The sequence below is a fragment of the Leifsonia sp. GW821-FHT13C09 genome, assembly GCF_058806435.1.
Genome location: NZ_JBXAPS010000001.1, coordinates 1,098,055 through 1,112,354 on the forward strand (window position 1 = coordinate 1,098,055; position 14,300 = coordinate 1,112,354).

Annotated in this window: 14 protein-coding genes and 1 pseudogene; 14 read left to right on the forward strand and 1 reads right to left on the reverse strand. The window is 71.9% G+C overall.

The window, feature by feature from the left end; all coding sequences use genetic code 11:
* Nucleotides 1-58: 58 nt before the first annotated feature.
* From AC1ROW_RS05320 to AC1ROW_RS05345, 6 genes and pseudogenes are all read left to right on the forward strand, one after another.
* Nucleotides 59-1,390 carry an ABC transporter substrate-binding protein gene (locus AC1ROW_RS05320; protein ID WP_493017793.1) on the forward strand — a complete coding sequence of 444 codons (1,332 nt, stop codon included), beginning with the start codon at nucleotides 59-61 and terminating at the stop codon, nucleotides 1,388-1,390.
* Nucleotides 1,391-1,394: 4 nt separating this feature from the next.
* On the forward strand, nucleotides 1,395-2,378 hold the full coding sequence (locus AC1ROW_RS05325) for a carbohydrate ABC transporter permease (RefSeq protein WP_493017794.1): 984 nt from the start codon (nucleotides 1,395-1,397) through the stop codon (nucleotides 2,376-2,378).
* Nucleotides 2,375-3,280: a carbohydrate ABC transporter permease gene (locus tag AC1ROW_RS05330; RefSeq protein ID WP_493017795.1), complete on the forward strand. Its 906-nt coding sequence runs from the start codon at nucleotides 2,375-2,377 to the stop codon at nucleotides 3,278-3,280. Before AC1ROW_RS05325 ends, AC1ROW_RS05330 begins: the two co-directional genes overlap by 4 nt.
* A 3-nt stretch (nucleotides 3,281-3,283) precedes the next feature.
* The gene (locus AC1ROW_RS05335) at nucleotides 3,284-4,543 is read left to right on the forward strand and encodes a 6-phospho-beta-glucosidase (protein WP_493017796.1); all 1,260 of its coding nucleotides are present in this window, start codon (nucleotides 3,284-3,286) and stop codon (nucleotides 4,541-4,543) included.
* Entirely contained in the window at nucleotides 4,540-5,544 is a 1,005-nt protein-coding gene (locus AC1ROW_RS05340; protein WP_493017797.1) for an N-acetylglucosamine kinase, read from the forward strand. The genes AC1ROW_RS05335 and AC1ROW_RS05340 overlap by 4 nt, the downstream gene beginning before the upstream one ends.
* Before the next feature lie 25 nt (nucleotides 5,545-5,569).
* Nucleotides 5,570-6,196 (forward strand): annotated as a pseudogene (locus AC1ROW_RS05345) (protein-L-isoaspartate(D-aspartate) O-methyltransferase); the annotation flags it as partial.
* A gap of 179 nt (nucleotides 6,197-6,375) precedes the next feature.
* On the opposite strand, the gene AC1ROW_RS05350 reads toward AC1ROW_RS05345, so the two are convergent.
* On the reverse strand, nucleotides 6,376-7,119 hold the full coding sequence (locus AC1ROW_RS05350) for a gamma-glutamyl-gamma-aminobutyrate hydrolase family protein (protein ID WP_493017798.1): 744 nt from the start codon (nucleotides 7,117-7,119) through the stop codon (nucleotides 6,376-6,378).
* Between the two features lie 126 nt (nucleotides 7,120-7,245).
* Here AC1ROW_RS05350 and AC1ROW_RS05355 point away from each other — a divergent pair, with 126 nt between their 5' ends.
* The 8 genes from AC1ROW_RS05355 to AC1ROW_RS05390 all read left to right on the forward strand — a co-directional run bounded on the left by AC1ROW_RS05355 (nucleotide 7,246) and on the right by AC1ROW_RS05390 (nucleotide 14,223).
* The gene (locus AC1ROW_RS05355; protein WP_493017799.1) at nucleotides 7,246-7,884 is read left to right on the forward strand and encodes a TPM domain-containing protein; all 639 of its coding nucleotides are present in this window, start codon (nucleotides 7,246-7,248) and stop codon (nucleotides 7,882-7,884) included.
* Nucleotides 7,881-8,528 (forward strand): NADPH-dependent F420 reductase, encoded by a 648-nt coding sequence (locus tag AC1ROW_RS05360; protein WP_493017800.1) that lies wholly within the window; start codon nucleotides 7,881-7,883, stop codon nucleotides 8,526-8,528. Before AC1ROW_RS05355 ends, AC1ROW_RS05360 begins: the two co-directional genes overlap by 4 nt.
* Nucleotides 8,525-9,460: an arginase family protein gene (locus tag AC1ROW_RS05365; protein WP_493017801.1), complete on the forward strand. Its 936-nt coding sequence runs from the start codon at nucleotides 8,525-8,527 to the stop codon at nucleotides 9,458-9,460. Before AC1ROW_RS05360 ends, AC1ROW_RS05365 begins: the two co-directional genes overlap by 4 nt.
* Nucleotides 9,461-9,482: 22 nt before the next feature.
* On the forward strand, nucleotides 9,483-10,268 hold the full coding sequence (locus tag AC1ROW_RS05370; protein ID WP_493017802.1) for a crotonase/enoyl-CoA hydratase family protein: 786 nt from the start codon (nucleotides 9,483-9,485) through the stop codon (nucleotides 10,266-10,268).
* Nucleotides 10,269-10,320: 52 nt separating this feature from the next.
* Nucleotides 10,321-11,772, forward strand: coding sequence for a dihydrolipoyl dehydrogenase family protein (locus AC1ROW_RS05375; RefSeq protein ID WP_493017803.1), 1,452 nt, complete (start codon nucleotides 10,321-10,323; stop codon nucleotides 11,770-11,772).
* Nucleotides 11,769-12,164 (forward strand): Fe-S oxidoreductase, encoded by a 396-nt coding sequence (locus AC1ROW_RS05380; protein WP_493017804.1) that lies wholly within the window; start codon nucleotides 11,769-11,771, stop codon nucleotides 12,162-12,164. Before AC1ROW_RS05375 ends, AC1ROW_RS05380 begins: the two co-directional genes overlap by 4 nt.
* A 37-nt stretch (nucleotides 12,165-12,201) precedes the next feature.
* Complete coding sequence (locus AC1ROW_RS05385) at nucleotides 12,202-13,059, forward strand: SDR family NAD(P)-dependent oxidoreductase (protein WP_493017805.1); 858 nt, start codon at nucleotides 12,202-12,204, stop codon at nucleotides 13,057-13,059.
* A gap of 93 nt (nucleotides 13,060-13,152) precedes the next feature.
* On the forward strand, nucleotides 13,153-14,223 hold the full coding sequence (locus tag AC1ROW_RS05390; protein WP_493017806.1) for an ATP-dependent DNA ligase: 1,071 nt from the start codon (nucleotides 13,153-13,155) through the stop codon (nucleotides 14,221-14,223).
* Nucleotides 14,224-14,300 lie beyond the last annotated feature (77 nt).

The following is a 14,300-nucleotide window of genomic DNA, read 5'->3' on the forward strand; positions in this document are numbered from 1 at the left end:
CCGCACGAACACCGCACCGTCCACCGAAATCACGAGAAGGATCAGCGAGGAACCACCCGTGAAACATCGTCACCTCATCGCAGCAGTCGCCGTCGCGGCGGCCGCGGCCCTCACCCTGGCCGGATGCTCCGGCGGATCCAGCGGAGCGTCGTTCCAGGACAGCACGCCATCCGACCTCTCCGGCACCGTGTCGTTCTGGCACTTCTTCTCCGACCGGGAGGCCAAGGTCATCCAGTCGGTCGTCGACGACTTCGAGAAGAAGTATCCGAAGATCAAGGTCGACGTCCACTCCGGCCAGGACGACGAGAAGCTGCAGAAGGCCATCGCCACCGGCAGCAAGGTCGATGTCGGGCTGTCCTACTCGACCGACATCGTCGGCAATTTCTGCACCAACGGCGCCTTCCGCTCGCTCAACAAGGTGATCGCGCGCGACCACGTCGACATGAACCAGTTCAGCGACACTGTGAAGTCGTACACCGAGTTCAAGGGCAACCGCTGCGCGATGCCGATGCTCGCCGACGTGTACGGCCTCTACTACAACAAGAAGCTGCTGCAGGCGGCCGGCTTCTCCGAGCCGCCGAAGACGCTGAGCGAGCTGGAGTCGATGGCCGAAAAACTGACGACGCTCAACCCCGACGGCTCCATCAAGACGCTCGGCTTCAACCCGACCATGGGCTGGTACGAGAACTCGGCCGCCCACTACGGCCCGGCCGCCGGCGCCGAGTGGCTGAAGGCCGACGGCACCAGCGCGATCTCCTCCTCCCCCGGCTGGAAGGAGCTGATCCAGTGGCAGAAGGCGTACGTCGACAAGATCGGCTGGGACAAGCTCAACGCCTTCACGTCCGGACTCGGCCAGGAGTTCTCGGCCGACAACGCGTTCCAGACCGGCCAGGTGGCGATGAACATGGATGGCGAGTACCGCACCGCGTTCATCGACGACCAGGCCAAGGGCCTCGACTACGGCACCGCGCCGTTCCCGACGGCCGACGATCACACCGACCTCTACGGCGGCGGCTACATCACCGGCAACATCATCGGCATCTCCAAGGGATCGAAGGAGCCGGAGCTGGCCTGGACGCTGCTGAAGTACCTCACCACCGACACCGGCGCGGTCGTCAAGCTGGCCAACGGGCTCAAGAACGTGCCGACCACGAAGGACGCGCTGGCCTCCCCGAACCTGGAGGTCTCCCCGCAGTACAAGACGTTCCTCGACATCGCCTCGGACAAGCACGTCATGACCACGCCGGCCAGCCCGCTCGGGGCCGGCTACCAGAACACCTTCCAGGACTGGTGGAACAAGTACCAGAGCCAGGGCGGCGACATCAACGCCGGGCTGAAGTCGGTCGACAAGCAGATCAACGACGCCCTCGCCCTCTCCAAGGGACCGTGAGCTCGTGACGACCACGGCTCGCAGCGCGGGGGGGGTGGCCGCCCGCCCCGCGCGGTCCTCCCGAGGCCGTCTGCGCCGCAACCTGGTGACGCTGGCGCTGCTCGCCCCCGCCCTGCTCGGGCTCGCGATCTTCTTCGTGTACCCGCTGATCGCCTCCGTCTACTACTCGTTCACGCGCTTCGACCTGATCTCGCCGCCGGAGTGGATCGGCCTGCGCAACTACGAGTACCTGTTCACGCAGGACCCGAACGTCTGGCTCGCCACGCTCAACACCCTGTGGTTCGTGGTGATCTGGGTGCCGGTGAAGACCGGGTTCGCGCTCATCGTCGCCGGCCTCCTCGCCCGCGCCCGCCGGGCCTCCGGGGTCTGGCGGACGATCTTCTACCTGCCGGCGCTGGTGCCGCCGGTCGCGAGCGTCGTCGCGTTCGTGTTCCTGTTCAATCCCGGCACCGGACCGGTCAACCAGCTGCTCGCCTGGTTCGGGATCAAGGGCCCGCTGTGGTTCAACGACCCGGCCTGGTCGAAGCCCTCGCTGGTGCTGCTCGGCGTCTGGGTGATGGGTGACATCATGATCATCCTGCTGGCCGCGCTGCTCGACGTGCCGCGCGAGCAGTACGAGGCGGCCTCGCTCGACGGCGCGGGCGGCCTCCAGAAGGTCCGCTACGTCACGCTGCCGAGCATCTCGCCCGTACTGCTGTTCGCGGTGGTCACCGGAGTGATCGCCGCGATCCAGTACTTCACCGAGGCCGCGGTCGCCTCCTCGGTCGCCAGCGGCAAGGCCGTGGTCGGCGAGGGCATCGGCAACACACTCGGCTACCCGGACGGCTCGCTGCTCACCTACACGCAGTGGCTGTACGTGCGCGGTTTCGGCACGTACCAGCTCGGCTACGCCTCGGCGCTCGCGGTGCTGCTGTTCGTCGTGGCCGCGATCATCCTCGTCCTGCTGCTCCGCCGCTTCAAGGCGTTCACCCCGGAAGGCGCGCAATGACGTCCGCAACCCTCACCCCGGAGGCCCCGGCGTCTCCCGCCGCGCCGGAGCGGCGGATCCGCAGCCCGCGCTCGCTGCGCACCCGCAAGGCGCTCGGCTGGATCGCCGAGCACGCCGTCCTCATCGTGCTCGCCGTGCTGTTCGTCTCCCCCGTCGTGTTCGTGTTCCTGACGTCGCTGATGTCGAGTTCGCAGACGCTGACGGCGTCGCTGTGGCCGCAGCCGTTCGTCTGGAGCAACTACGTCACTGTGTTCACGACCGTGCCGCTCGCGCAGTGGTTCGCGAACTCGGCGATGTACGCGATCCTGGCCACGGCCTTCATGCTGCTCTCGTCGGTCCCCGCCGCCTACGCGCTGGCGAAGATCCGGTTCCGCGGCTCCGGCGTGCTGTTCACCGCGATCATCGTCGCGATGCTGCTGCCGCCGCAGGTCACGGCCATCCCGATCTACGTGATGTGGTCGCAGCTCGGCCTCACCGGCACGCTCTGGCCGCTCATCCTGCCGAACCTGCTCGGCGACGCGTTCTCGATCTTCCTGCTGCGCCAGTTCTTCCTGACCATCCCGCCGGAGTACTCCGACGCGGCGCGGATCGACGGCAACGGCGAGTTCGGTGTGCTCTGGCGGGTCGTGCTGCCGATGGCCAAGCCCGGGATCGCGGCGACCGCGATCTTCATGTTCTTCAACTCCTGGAACGACTACTACGGCCCGCTGCTGTACACGTCCGAGAACCCGGCCGCCTGGCCCGTCGCCTACGGGCTGGCGTCGTTCCGCGGGGTGCACGGCACCGACTGGGGGCTCACCATGGCGATGACCATGCTCGTCACCGTGCCCGTGGTCATCATCTTCTTCTTCGCCCAACGCGTCTTCGTGGAGGGCATCACACTCACCGGCGTGAAGGGATAGCTCGTGAAACTGGCCGTCGTGGGCGGAGGCTCCACCTACACCCCCGAACTCGTGGACGGGTTCGCCCGGCTGCGCGACCTGCTGCCGATCGAGGAGCTGTGGCTCGTCGACACCGACCCGGAGCGCCTCCGGCTGGTCGGCGGCGTGAGCGAGCGGATGTTCCGCGCCGCGGGGCATCCGGGGAGGATCGTGCCGACCTCCGACCTGGTCGCCGGGGTCACCGACGCCGACGCCGTGCTCATCCAGCTCCGCGTCGGCGGTCAGGCCGCCCGGCACGGGGACGAGACGTTCCCGCACGCGTGCGGCTGCATCGGGCAGGAGACCACCGGCCCCGGCGGCTTCGCCAAGGCGCTGCGCACCGTGCCCGTCGTGCTCCGGGTCGCGGACGCCGTGCGCGAACACGCCAAGCCGGACGCCTGGATCGTGGACTTCACCAACCCGGTCGGGATCGTCACACGCGCGCTGCTCCAGGAGGGCCACCGCGCGGTCGGCCTCTGCAACGTCGCGATCGGCTTCCAGCGCCGGTTCGCCGGCCTGCTCGGGGTCGCGCCGTCCGAGGTCGCGCTCGGGCACGTCGGGCTCAACCACCTGACCTGGGAGCGGTCGGTCACCGTGGGCGGCCGGGACGTCCTCCCCGACCTGCTGGGCACGCACCTGCCGCAGCTGGCCGAGGAGATCGAGCTGCCCGCCTCCCTGATCCGGCTGCTCGGGAGCGTGCCGAGCTACTACCTGCGGTACTACTACGCGCACGACGAGGTACTCCGCGAGCAGCTCGACGCGCCGACCAGGGCAGAGTCCGTGCGGCGCGTGGAGCGCGAACTCCTGGAGCTGTACGCCGACCCTGCCGTCGACACCAAGCCGGAGCAGCTCGCCCAGCGCGGCGGCGCCTTCTACTCGGAGGCCGCTGTGGACCTCCTGGCGTCGCTGACCGGCGACCGCGGCGACGTGCAGGTGGTCAACCTCCGCAACGAGGGGACGCTGCCGTTCCTGCCCGACGACCACGTGATCGAGGTGCCGGCGGTCGTCGGCGCCTCCGGCGTACGGGCGGTGGACATCCCGACTCTCCCCGACGACCTCTCCGGGCTGATCGGGCACGTCGCCGGCTATGAGCGGCTCGCCCTCGACGCCGCCGTGCACGGCGGCCGCGACCGGGTGCTGCGGGCGATGCTCGCGCACCCGCTCGTCGGTCAGTACGACCGCGCCGAGAGACTGACCGACCTGCTCCTGGCGGAGAACCGCGCACACCTGGCGTGGGCTCGATGAGCGGGACACCCGGACCGGGAGCGCCGCTCGTGATCGCGGTCGACGGCGGCGGCTCGAAGACCGACGCGGTCGCGCTGGAGCTCGACGGGACCGTCGCGGCCACCGCCCGCGGCACCACGTCCAGCCCGCATCTGATCGGGATGGCCGCGACCGCCGCGCTCGTCGACGAGCTGATCGAGCGGCTGCTGAACGAGACCGGGCCGCGCCCCATCGCCGCTGCGAACATCTACTTGTCCGGGCTCGACCTCCCCGCGGAGGAGGCCGAGTTCCGCGCCGGGATCGCCGGCTACGCCTGGGCGGACGCGGTCGTCGACAACGACCTCTTCGCGCTGCTGCGCGCCGGCACGAGCGAACCGGACGCCGTGGCCGTGGTCTGCGGCACCGGCATCAACTGCGTCGGCGTCCGCTCCGACGGCGAGGTCGTCCGGTACCCCTCGCTCGGAATGATCTCCGGCGACTGGGGCGGCGGCTGGCACCTCGGCGAGCAGGCGCTCTGGCACGCCGCGCGCGCGGTCGACGGGCGCGGCTCGGCGACCGCGCTGGTTGAGGCCATCCCGCCGCTCTACGGGCTGGACGGCATCCCCGACGTGATCGAGGCGCTGCACTTCCGGCGCATCCCAGGCAGCGACCTCTCCCGCATCGCTCCCGCGGTGCTGGCGGCGTCACGCGCAGGCGACCTGGTCGCGCAGGAGCTGGTCGACCGGCAAGCCGAGGAGATCGTGGTGTTCGCCGTGACGACGCTGCGCCGGCTCGGGCTCCTGGACCGCGAGGTGCCGGTCGTCCTCGGCGGCGGGGTGATCGGCTCGCGCGACGAGCGGCTGCTGTCCGGGGTCGAGCGCCGGCTGTCGGCGCGTGCCCCGCTCGCGCGCATCCAGCTGGTCACGGCGGCGCCCATCCTCGGCGCGGCACTGCTGGCGCTGGAGGCCGCCGGAGCCGGCGCGGAGGCGCTGGAGACCGCGACATCCAGCCTTCAGGACCGCAGGGCCGCGGTGGTTCAATAGCGGTACGAACAGGGAATTCAGCGCCGAACGCGAGCGGATGGTCGAGGAGCAGCTCCGCCTCCGCGGGATCGAGGACCAGCGGGTGCTCGACGCGATGAGACGCGTGCCACGGCACGAGTTCGTCCCGGAGGGCGCGGAGCGGTACGCCTACGAGGACCACCCGATGCCGATCGGCGACGGCCAGACCATCTCTCAGCCGTACATCGTCGCGCTGATGCTGGAGGCCGCCCGGATCGGCCCGGAGGACGCCGTGCTCGACGTCGGCACGGGCTCAGGCTACGCGGCCGCGGTGGCGGCGGAGCTCGGCCACCGGGTGGTCAGCATCGAGCGGCATCCCGAGCTCGCCATCACCGCGGCGGCGACGCTGGAGGCGCTCGGCTACCGCGTGAACGTCGTCACCGGCGACGGGACGCTCGGCTGGCCCGCCGGAGCCCCCTACGACGCGATCGTGGCCGCGGCGACGGGGCCGGCCGTGCCGCGCGCCTGGCCCGAGCAGCTCGCGCCGGGCGGCCGCATCGTGATGCCGGTGGGACATCCGGGAGGCGCCCAGCACCTGGCCGTGTTCGAGCGCGGCGCCGACGGCTCGCTGCACGAACGCAACCTCGGCGCGGTCGCGTTCGTCCCCCTGATCGGCGCCCACGGCTGGCACTGACGCCACGCACATTCGTGCCGAATGTCGCGTTAAGCGGCGCCATTCGGGACGTTCGTGCCGAATGCGCGTCGAAGCGTCACGAATGTGCGGCGGGGGTTGCGGGACGTTCGTGACGAATGTCGCGTATCGCGGCGCTGTTCACGGCATTCGTCGCGAATGTGCGGGGCGCGCGCGGCGCGTCAGGCGGCGAGGGAGGCCGCGGGGGCGGGCACGCGCAGCGCGGCCAGCAGCGCGGCCAGCTGACCGGCGGGGGCTCCCGGGTCCTCCGGGTGCCACTGCACCGCGAGGATCGGCGCGGTCTCGTGCTCGATCGCCTCGACGTGGCCGTCGGGCGCGCGGCCCGTGACGCGGAGGCCGGCGCCCACGACGTCCACCGCCTGGTGGTGCGCGCTGCGGACCGCGACCACCGGACCGCCGAGCAGCTGCTCCACGCGGCTGTCCGGCTCCAGCAGCACGGGATGCGTCGTCAGCACCTCCGGGATGGGCACGCCGCGGCGCACGTGGTCGGTCTCGCCGAGGTCCTGGACGAGGGTGCCGCCGAGCGCGACGTTGACGATCTGCAGGCCGCGGCAGATGCCGAGCAGCGGGAGGCCGCGCTCGATCGAACGGTGCACGAGGGCGAGCTGGGCGGCGTCGGCGGTCTCGCGGTGCAGGCTCTCGTGCGGGTAGCCGCCCGAGGCGCCGTAGAACCGCGGCGAGATATCCTCGCCGCCGACGATCACCGCGGCGTCGGCCCGCTCGGTCGCCGCCAGCAGGGCGTCGGTTCCACCGTCCGCCGCCAGCCGGGAGACCGTCCAGCCGTCGGCCTCCGCCGCGCGGACGACTCCTCCGACGAGCACCTGCACGTAGGCGTGATACTCCGGGTCGTGGCCGCGGAAGCGCGTCGCCTCGACGACGGCGAGGGTGCGGGCGGCCGGAGACATGACAGCAATTCTGCGGCGGCATGCGGCTACGCGCATCCGCGCGTGTAACAGGTCGAAACAGTGACACGGCCGGGAGCGCGCTCATAGACTCGGCTCGATGACAGGAAAGCTCGGGAGAGTGGGTGGATGTCCGTGCATCGTTCACTGATCGGGCGCCGCGTGCTCATCGCCCTCCTGCTCGCGGTGGGCGCCGGGTCCGCGCCGCTCGTCTTGTCCGCGCCCGCGGCGCAGGCGGCGCGCACGGCGGACCCGGTCGACTTCGGCTCCGGGCACGTCGTGGACCAGGCGAGCGTGTTGTCGGACGCCGACGTGGACACGATCGAGGCCGCCTCGGCCGCCCTCTACAAGAACCACGGCATCCGCCTCTACGTCGCCTACGTCGACCAGTTCAGCAACCCGACCGACGCGGAGGACTGGGCCAACGAGACCGCGGCCCGCAACGACCTCGGCCCGACCGACTACCTGCTCGCGGTCGCGACCGACGGCCAGGCCTACTATCTGTCCGGCGACAGCAGCGGGCCGGTCAGCGACCGCGAGCTGACCACGATCGAACAGACGCAGGTCGAGCCGAAGCTCCGCACCCAGGACTGGACGCCGGCGGCCGTCGCCGCGGCCCAGGGACTCGGCGCCGCGGTCGGCGGCAGCGGAGGAGTCGTGATCTTCTGGGTGGCCCTCGCCGTCGTGCTCATCGTCGGCGCCGTCGTGCTGTGGCTGGTGCTCCGGCGCAGGCGCGGCGCGCGGCAGAGTGTGGAGCACGTGTCATGACGACGCTGGGCCTGGTCGGCGCGGGGCGAATCGGCAGTCAACTCGCCCGCCTCGGGATCGCGCACGGCTACGACGTGGTCATCAGCAATTCGCGGGCGCCGGAGTCGCTCGCCGCGCTGGTCGGCGAGCTCGGGCCGCACGCGCGCGCGGGCACGGTGGCGGAGGCCGCCCTGGCAGGCGACATCGTCGTGGTGGCCATCCCGCTTCGATCGATCGCCTCGCTGCCGTCCGCGGCTTTCGCCGGCAAGGTCGTGATCGACACCGGCAACTACTACCCCGCGCGCGACGGCGTCATCCCCGAGCTGGAAGACGGCCGCGAGACCGTGTCCGGGCTGCTCCAGCGCGTCCTCCCGCAGGCGAGCGTCGTCAAGGCGTTCAACCACATCCCGGCCGCGAACCTCACCGCGGACGCCGCGCCGCCGGGGACCCCTGGCCGGCGCGCCCTCGCCATCGCGGGCGACGATGAGGACGCCAAAGCGCTCGTCTCCGAGCTGCTGGACGAGTTCGGCTTCGACGTCGTCGACCTCGGTCCGCTCGCCGAAGGCTGGCGGTTCGAGCGCGACATGCCCGCCTACGGTCAGCATCTGACCGCCTCCGGCCTGCGCAACGCGGCCGCGGCGGCGACACGGAAGGAAACAGGATGAGCCCGGCATCGTTCCTCGTCGTACCGCAATGGCAGGGTTCAGGGTCCTCCCGGGCGATGCGGCTGATCGACGGCGCGGAGGCCATCCGCGGCGACCTCCCCGCGAACGCGACCCACAGCGTGGCGGTCCCCGCGGCGGCGGGGGAAGCCCTCGGGACGGGGGTGCTGCGGTACTCGTCGCTCAGCCTCGTCCGCGAGCTGGCAGCGGCGGAGCTGGCGGTCCTGGAGGCGCCGGTCGTCACGATCGGCGGCGACTGCGGCGCCGACCTCGCGGGCGTGCAGCACGCGGTGGGGTCGCATCCGGCCGGGTCCGTCGCCGTCGTGTGGTTCGACGCGCACGGCGACCTCAACAACGTGTCGACATCGCCGTCCGGCGCCTTCCACGGAATGGTCGTGCGCGCCCTCCTCGGCGACGGGCCAGACGGGCTCGCCGCGACCGGGGCGGCCCGGCTGCATCACGAGCAACTCGTCCTCGCCGGCACGCGCGCCCTCGACGACGGCGAGTCGGCGTTCGTGGAGCGCATGGGGATCCGCGTTGTCGCTCCGGGCGAGTTCGAGGACCCGCAGGCGCTGGTGCGCGCGGTGGAGGCGACCGGCGCGACGTCGGTCTACCTGCACGTGGACCTCGACGTGCTCGACCCGTCCGCGATCGAGGGCATCGGCTTCCCTGAGCCGTTCGGAGTGTCGCCGGAGCAGCTCACGGACGCGATCCGGGCCCTGCGCACGCGGTTCGACCTGGCCGGAGCGGCGGTCACGGAGTTCGCGCCGGAGTCGCCGGACGCGGCGGGACGCGACCTGAGCGTGATCCTTCGGGTGCTCGGGAGCCTGACGGCGCCGCTGAAGGCGGCCAGCGCGGCCGGCGGAGGTTCCTCCACAGAGCGCGGCCCACGCCACTTGTCCACGGATACCGCGCCGCCGGATGACGTCCGCTGATCGCGCCGGTAGCTTGAGAGGCATGAGCGAACCGAAGATCCTGACCGAGCGGCGCGGCTCCGTGCTGCTGATCGGTCTCAACCGTCCCGAGAAGCGCAACGCGGCGGACTACGAGCTGCTGAACGCGCTGGCGGAGGCCTACGGCGAGCTCGACCGCGATCCCGGACTGCGGGTCGGCGTGGTCCACGCGATCGGCGACCACTTCACCGGCGGTCTCGACCTCGCCGACGTCGGCCCTCGCATCGGCCCGGAGGGGCTGTCGTTCGTCGGCGAGACCGGCGTAGACCCCTGGGGTGTGTCCGGCCCGCGCGTCCGCAAACCGGTCGTCGTGGCGGTGCAGGGCACCTGCCTCACGCTGGGCATCGAGCTCATCCTCGCGGCCGACGTCGCCGTCGCGGCGCGCTCGACGACCTTCGCGCAGATCGAGGTCGCCCGGGGCATCCTGCCGTTCGGCGGCGCGACCATCCGGTTCCCGCGCGCAGCGGGCTGGGGGAACGCCATGCGCTACATCCTCACCGGAGACCCCTTCGACGCCGACGAGGCGTACCGGATGGGGCTCGTGCAGGAGGTCGTCGACGACGGCGCCCAGCTCGACGCCGCGCTCGCCATCGCGGAGCGGATCGCCGCACAGGCGCCGCTCGCGGTGCAGGCGACGCTCGCGAACGCCGTCACCGCCGTGCGCGACGGCGACGCCGCCGCCGAGGCCGCACTGCAGCCGGCGCTCGTCCGGCTGGCCGGCAGCGAGGACGCCCGCATCGGGATGCAGGCCTTCCTCACCCGTACCACGGCGGAGTTCGTGGGGCGCTGACCCCGCAGGCTCCGTCCAGCCGACACGAGACCACGACCACTCAGGAGAAGAGATGCCCGCAACGACCGAGTACGACGTCATCGTCATCGGCGCAGGAACGGTCGGCGAGAACGTCGCCGACCGTGCCGCCCAGGGCGGCATGCGCACGGTGATCGTGGAGGCCGAGCTGGTCGGGGGCGAGTGCTCGTATTGGGCCTGCATCCCGTCGAAGACCCTGCTGCGCTCCTCCGCCGCGCTCCGGGCGGCGCAGCGCGTCGGCGGCGCTCGCGAGGCGGTGACCGGGCCTCTCGACGTCGCTGCGGTGCTCCGCCGCCGCGACTACATGACCAGCGACTGGAAGGACGACGGGCAGGTGGAGTGGCTCAAGGGAGCGGGCATCGACCTGGTCCGCGGCTGGGCCACCATCTCCGCCCCGCGCGAGGTCACGGTCACGAGTGAGGACGGGGTGACGACCGTCCTCACCGCGAAACACGCCGTGGCCGTGTGCACCGGCTCCGCGACGCTGCTGCCCGACATTCCGGGCCTGCGCGACAGCGAGCCGTGGACGAGCCGTGACGCGACCAGCGTGCAGCGGGTACCGGTGTCGCTGGCGATCCTGGGCGGCGGCACGGTCGGGACCGAGATGGCGACCGCCTACGCGGGCTTCGGCACCGAGGTCCACCTCATCGCGCGGCACGGACTGCTCGGCGGCGCCGAGCCCTTCGCCGGTGAGCGCGTCGCGGCGGCGCTGACGGAGCTCGGGGTGAACGTGCACCTCGACGTCACGACCGAGTCCGTCGAGCGCACCGACGACGACCGGTTCCGCATCCGGCTCGGCGACGGCACGGTGGTCGAGACCGACGAGCTCCTGGTCGCGACCGGGCGGCTGCCCCGCACCTCGGGGCTCGGCCTGCAGAGCTTCGGGCTGGAGGACGGCGGCTGGCTCACCGTCGACGACAGCATGCGCGTGCTCGACACGGCGGGCGAGCCGGTGGACGGCGGCTGGCTGTACGCCGCCGGCGACGTCAACCACCGGGCGCTGCTGACCCACCAGGGCAAGTACCAGGCCCGCGCCGCGGGCGACGCGATCGCCGCCCGTGCGAAGGGGCACGACGTGTCGCTCGCGCCCTGGGGCGCGTTCGTGGCGACCGCCGACCACCAGGCGGTCCCGCAGGTCACGTTCACCGAGCCGGAAGTCGCCTCCGTCGGCCTCACCGCGGCTGCGGCGGAGAAGGCCGGCTACCGGACTCGCGTGGTGGACTACCCGATCGGCTCGGTCAGCGGCGCCTACGTCCTGGCCGATGACTACGACGGCCTGGCGCGCATGGTCGTGGACGAGGACCGCGGCGTCGTCCTCGGCGCGACCTTCGTCGGGCAGGACGTCGGCGAGCTCCTGCACTCGGCGACGGTCGCCATCGTCGGCGAGGTGCCGCTGGAGCGGCTGTGGCACGCGGTCCCGTCGTACCCGACGGTCAGCGAGATCTGGCTGCGGCTGCTCGAGACGTACGGCCGGCCGGCGAAGTGACGGAACGTGCAGAGCGGAGGGCGGCGGCGCGTCCCCTGTCGGCGGTGTTCCTCGACTCGCCGATCAGCCGGCTCGGCTACCTGTACGCGACCGCGGTCGGGCTGGTCTGGGGCTTCGCCTGGAGCACCGGCCGGGTCGAGCGGCGCGGTGGACTGTTCGTCTTCCGCGGCATGCCCAAGCGGACGTTCGGCCGCGGCGGGTCGTGCGTCGGTGCGTGCTACCTCACCGACGGCAATGTGAGCGACGACGTCCTCGAGCACGAGGCCGTCCACAAGCGGCAGTGGCAGCGCTACGGCATGCTCTTCCCGTTCCTCTACCTGCTGGCGGGGCGCGACCCGCTGCGCAACCGGTTCGAGATCGAGGCGGGCCTCGAGAAGGGCGGCTACCGATGAACGCCCCCGAAGTCCCGCTGAACAGCCAGGAGGCCCGATGAACACCCAGGAGCGCCGCACCGTCGTCGTCACCGGCGCCAGCTCCGGCATCGGCGCCGCCGCCGCGGAACGGCTCGCCGCGGCCGGTGACGACGTGGCCGTGGTCGGCCGCGACCCGGAGCGGACGCGTGCGATCGCGGAGCGGATCGGGGCCACGCCGTTCCTCGCCGACTTCGAGCGGCTGGACGACGTGCGTGCGCTCGCCGCCGCCCTCCTCGACCGCTACGACGCCATCGACGTGCTCGCCAACAACGCGGGCGGCCTGTATCACGAGCGGCGCAACACGGTCGACGGTCATGAGCGCACCATCCAGCTCAACCACCTCGCGCCGTTCCTGCTCACCCACCTGCTGCGGCCGCGCCTGGAGCAGACGGCCGCATCCGGTCGCGACGTGCGGGTGGTCTCGACCGCGAGCATGGCGAACCTGTTCGGGAGCCTGCGGCTGGACGACCTGGACTGGGAGCGGCGGCGCTGGCGCGGCGGCTGGCGGGCGTACGGCACGTCGAAGGTCGCGACCATCCTGTTCGTCACCGAGCTCGCCGAACGCCTCACCGGCACCGGCGTGACGGCCTACTCCTTCCATCCGGGCACGGTCGTCACGAGCTTCGGGGCGAGCTCTCCCCTGATCCGGTTCGGCGCTGCCGTGACCGGCGGCCGGTACGGCATCACCCCCGAGGAGGGCGCCGCGCCGCTGGAGCGGCTCACCGGCCCGCTCCCGGTCGGGGCGCCCAGCGGGGTCTACTTCGACCGGTTCACGGCCAACGGCCCGGTGAGCCGGCAGGCGAAGGACCCGCAGCTCGCCCGCGACCTCTGGATGCTGAGCGAGGGTCTGACGGGAGTCGCGGAGAGGGGCTGACCGCCGCAAGGCGCGGGCGCGCGCTGGCCGCCCTTCCGGACGGCTGCGCGGCGCGCCCTTCCGGACGGCTGCGCGTCGCGGCATGATCGAGACATGCGTCCGACCTCCGACTCCCCCGTCGCCCCCATGCTCGCCAAGGCGCTCCCCGCGGTGCCCGACCAGGACAGCGTCCCGGGCGGGCTCAGCTTCGAGCCCAAGTGGGACGGCTTCCGCGCGCTCGTCTACGCGGACGACGCCGGCGACGGCACAATCGGCCGCATCGAGATCGGGAGCCGCGGCTCCAAGATGCTCACCCGCTACTTCCCGGAGCTGATCGCGGCTTTCCGCGAGCTGCTGCCCGGCCCATGCGTCCTCGACGGCGAGATCGTCGTCCCCACCGGCGAGCCCGGCGCCCAACGGCTCGACTGGGATGCGCTCTCCCAGCGCATCCACCCGGCCGCCAGCCGCGTGAAGCTGCTCTCCGAGCAGACCCCCGCCACCTTCGTCGCGTTCGACCTGCTCGCCCTGGGCGCCGAGTCCTACCTCGACCGGCCGTTCTCCGAGCGGCGTGCGGCGCTGGAGGAGTTCGCCGGCGACCTCCCCGACCCCATCAAGGTCACCCGGACGACCGTCGACACCGAACGCGCCCGGCAGTGGCTGGTCGAGTTCGAGGGCGCAGGGCTCGACGGGGTGGTCGCCAAGCCGCTGGACGGCGCGTACGCCCCGAACAAGCGGACGATGCTCAAGATCAAGCACCACCGCACGGCGGACGTGGTGGTGCTCGGCTACCGCGTGCACAAGAGCGGCCAGGGCGTCGGCTCGCTGCTCGTCGGGCTCTACGGCGACGACGGCGTGCTGCGCAATGTCGGCGGCGTCTCCGCGTTCAGCGACAAGGTGCGCCTCCAGCTCGTCGACGACCTGGAGCCGCTGGTCGAGCGCGACGACAGCGGCGCGGCAGTCACGGGCGAGACCGATCGCAGCCGGTTCTCCGCGAGCAAGGACGTCTCGTTCGTGCGCCTGCGCCCTGAGCGGGTGATGGAGGTGCGCTACGACCAGATGGAGGGCTGGCGCTTCCGCCACACCGCCCAGTTCGAGCGCTGGCGCCCGGACCGCGACGCGGCCTCCTGCACCTACGACCAGCTCGACCGCCCGATCGCCTACGACCTCGCCGACGTCATGTCCTGACCCGCCGCACACTCCCGAGTACGTCGATAATCTGCGTACTCGGCGGTTTCCGACTGATTTTCTCCGTACTCGGCGGG

What these genes read in the sequence shown, in the direction of transcription:
- AC1ROW_RS05330 (WP_493017795.1), top strand. Translation starts at nt 2,375, where the DNA reads ATGACGTCCGCAACCCTCACCCCGGAGGCCCCGGCGTCTCCCGCCGCG.
- AC1ROW_RS05340 (WP_493017797.1), top strand. Translation starts at nt 4,540, where the DNA reads ATGAGCGGGACACCCGGACCGGGAGCGCCGCTCGTGATCGCGGTCGAC.
- AC1ROW_RS05350 (WP_493017798.1), bottom strand. Translation starts at nt 7,119, where the DNA reads ATGTCTCCGGCCGCCCGCACCCTCGCCGTCGTCGAGGCGACGCGCTTC.
- AC1ROW_RS05355 (WP_493017799.1), top strand. Translation starts at nt 7,246, where the DNA reads ATGTCCGTGCATCGTTCACTGATCGGGCGCCGCGTGCTCATCGCCCTC.
- AC1ROW_RS05360 (WP_493017800.1), top strand. Translation starts at nt 7,881, where the DNA reads ATGACGACGCTGGGCCTGGTCGGCGCGGGGCGAATCGGCAGTCAACTC.
- AC1ROW_RS05365 (WP_493017801.1), top strand. Translation starts at nt 8,525, where the DNA reads ATGAGCCCGGCATCGTTCCTCGTCGTACCGCAATGGCAGGGTTCAGGG.
- AC1ROW_RS05370 (WP_493017802.1), top strand. Translation starts at nt 9,483, where the DNA reads ATGAGCGAACCGAAGATCCTGACCGAGCGGCGCGGCTCCGTGCTGCTG.
- AC1ROW_RS05375 (WP_493017803.1), top strand. Translation starts at nt 10,321, where the DNA reads ATGCCCGCAACGACCGAGTACGACGTCATCGTCATCGGCGCAGGAACG.
- AC1ROW_RS05385 (WP_493017805.1), top strand. Translation starts at nt 12,202, where the DNA reads ATGAACACCCAGGAGCGCCGCACCGTCGTCGTCACCGGCGCCAGCTCC.
- AC1ROW_RS05390 (WP_493017806.1), top strand. Translation starts at nt 13,153, where the DNA reads ATGCGTCCGACCTCCGACTCCCCCGTCGCCCCCATGCTCGCCAAGGCG.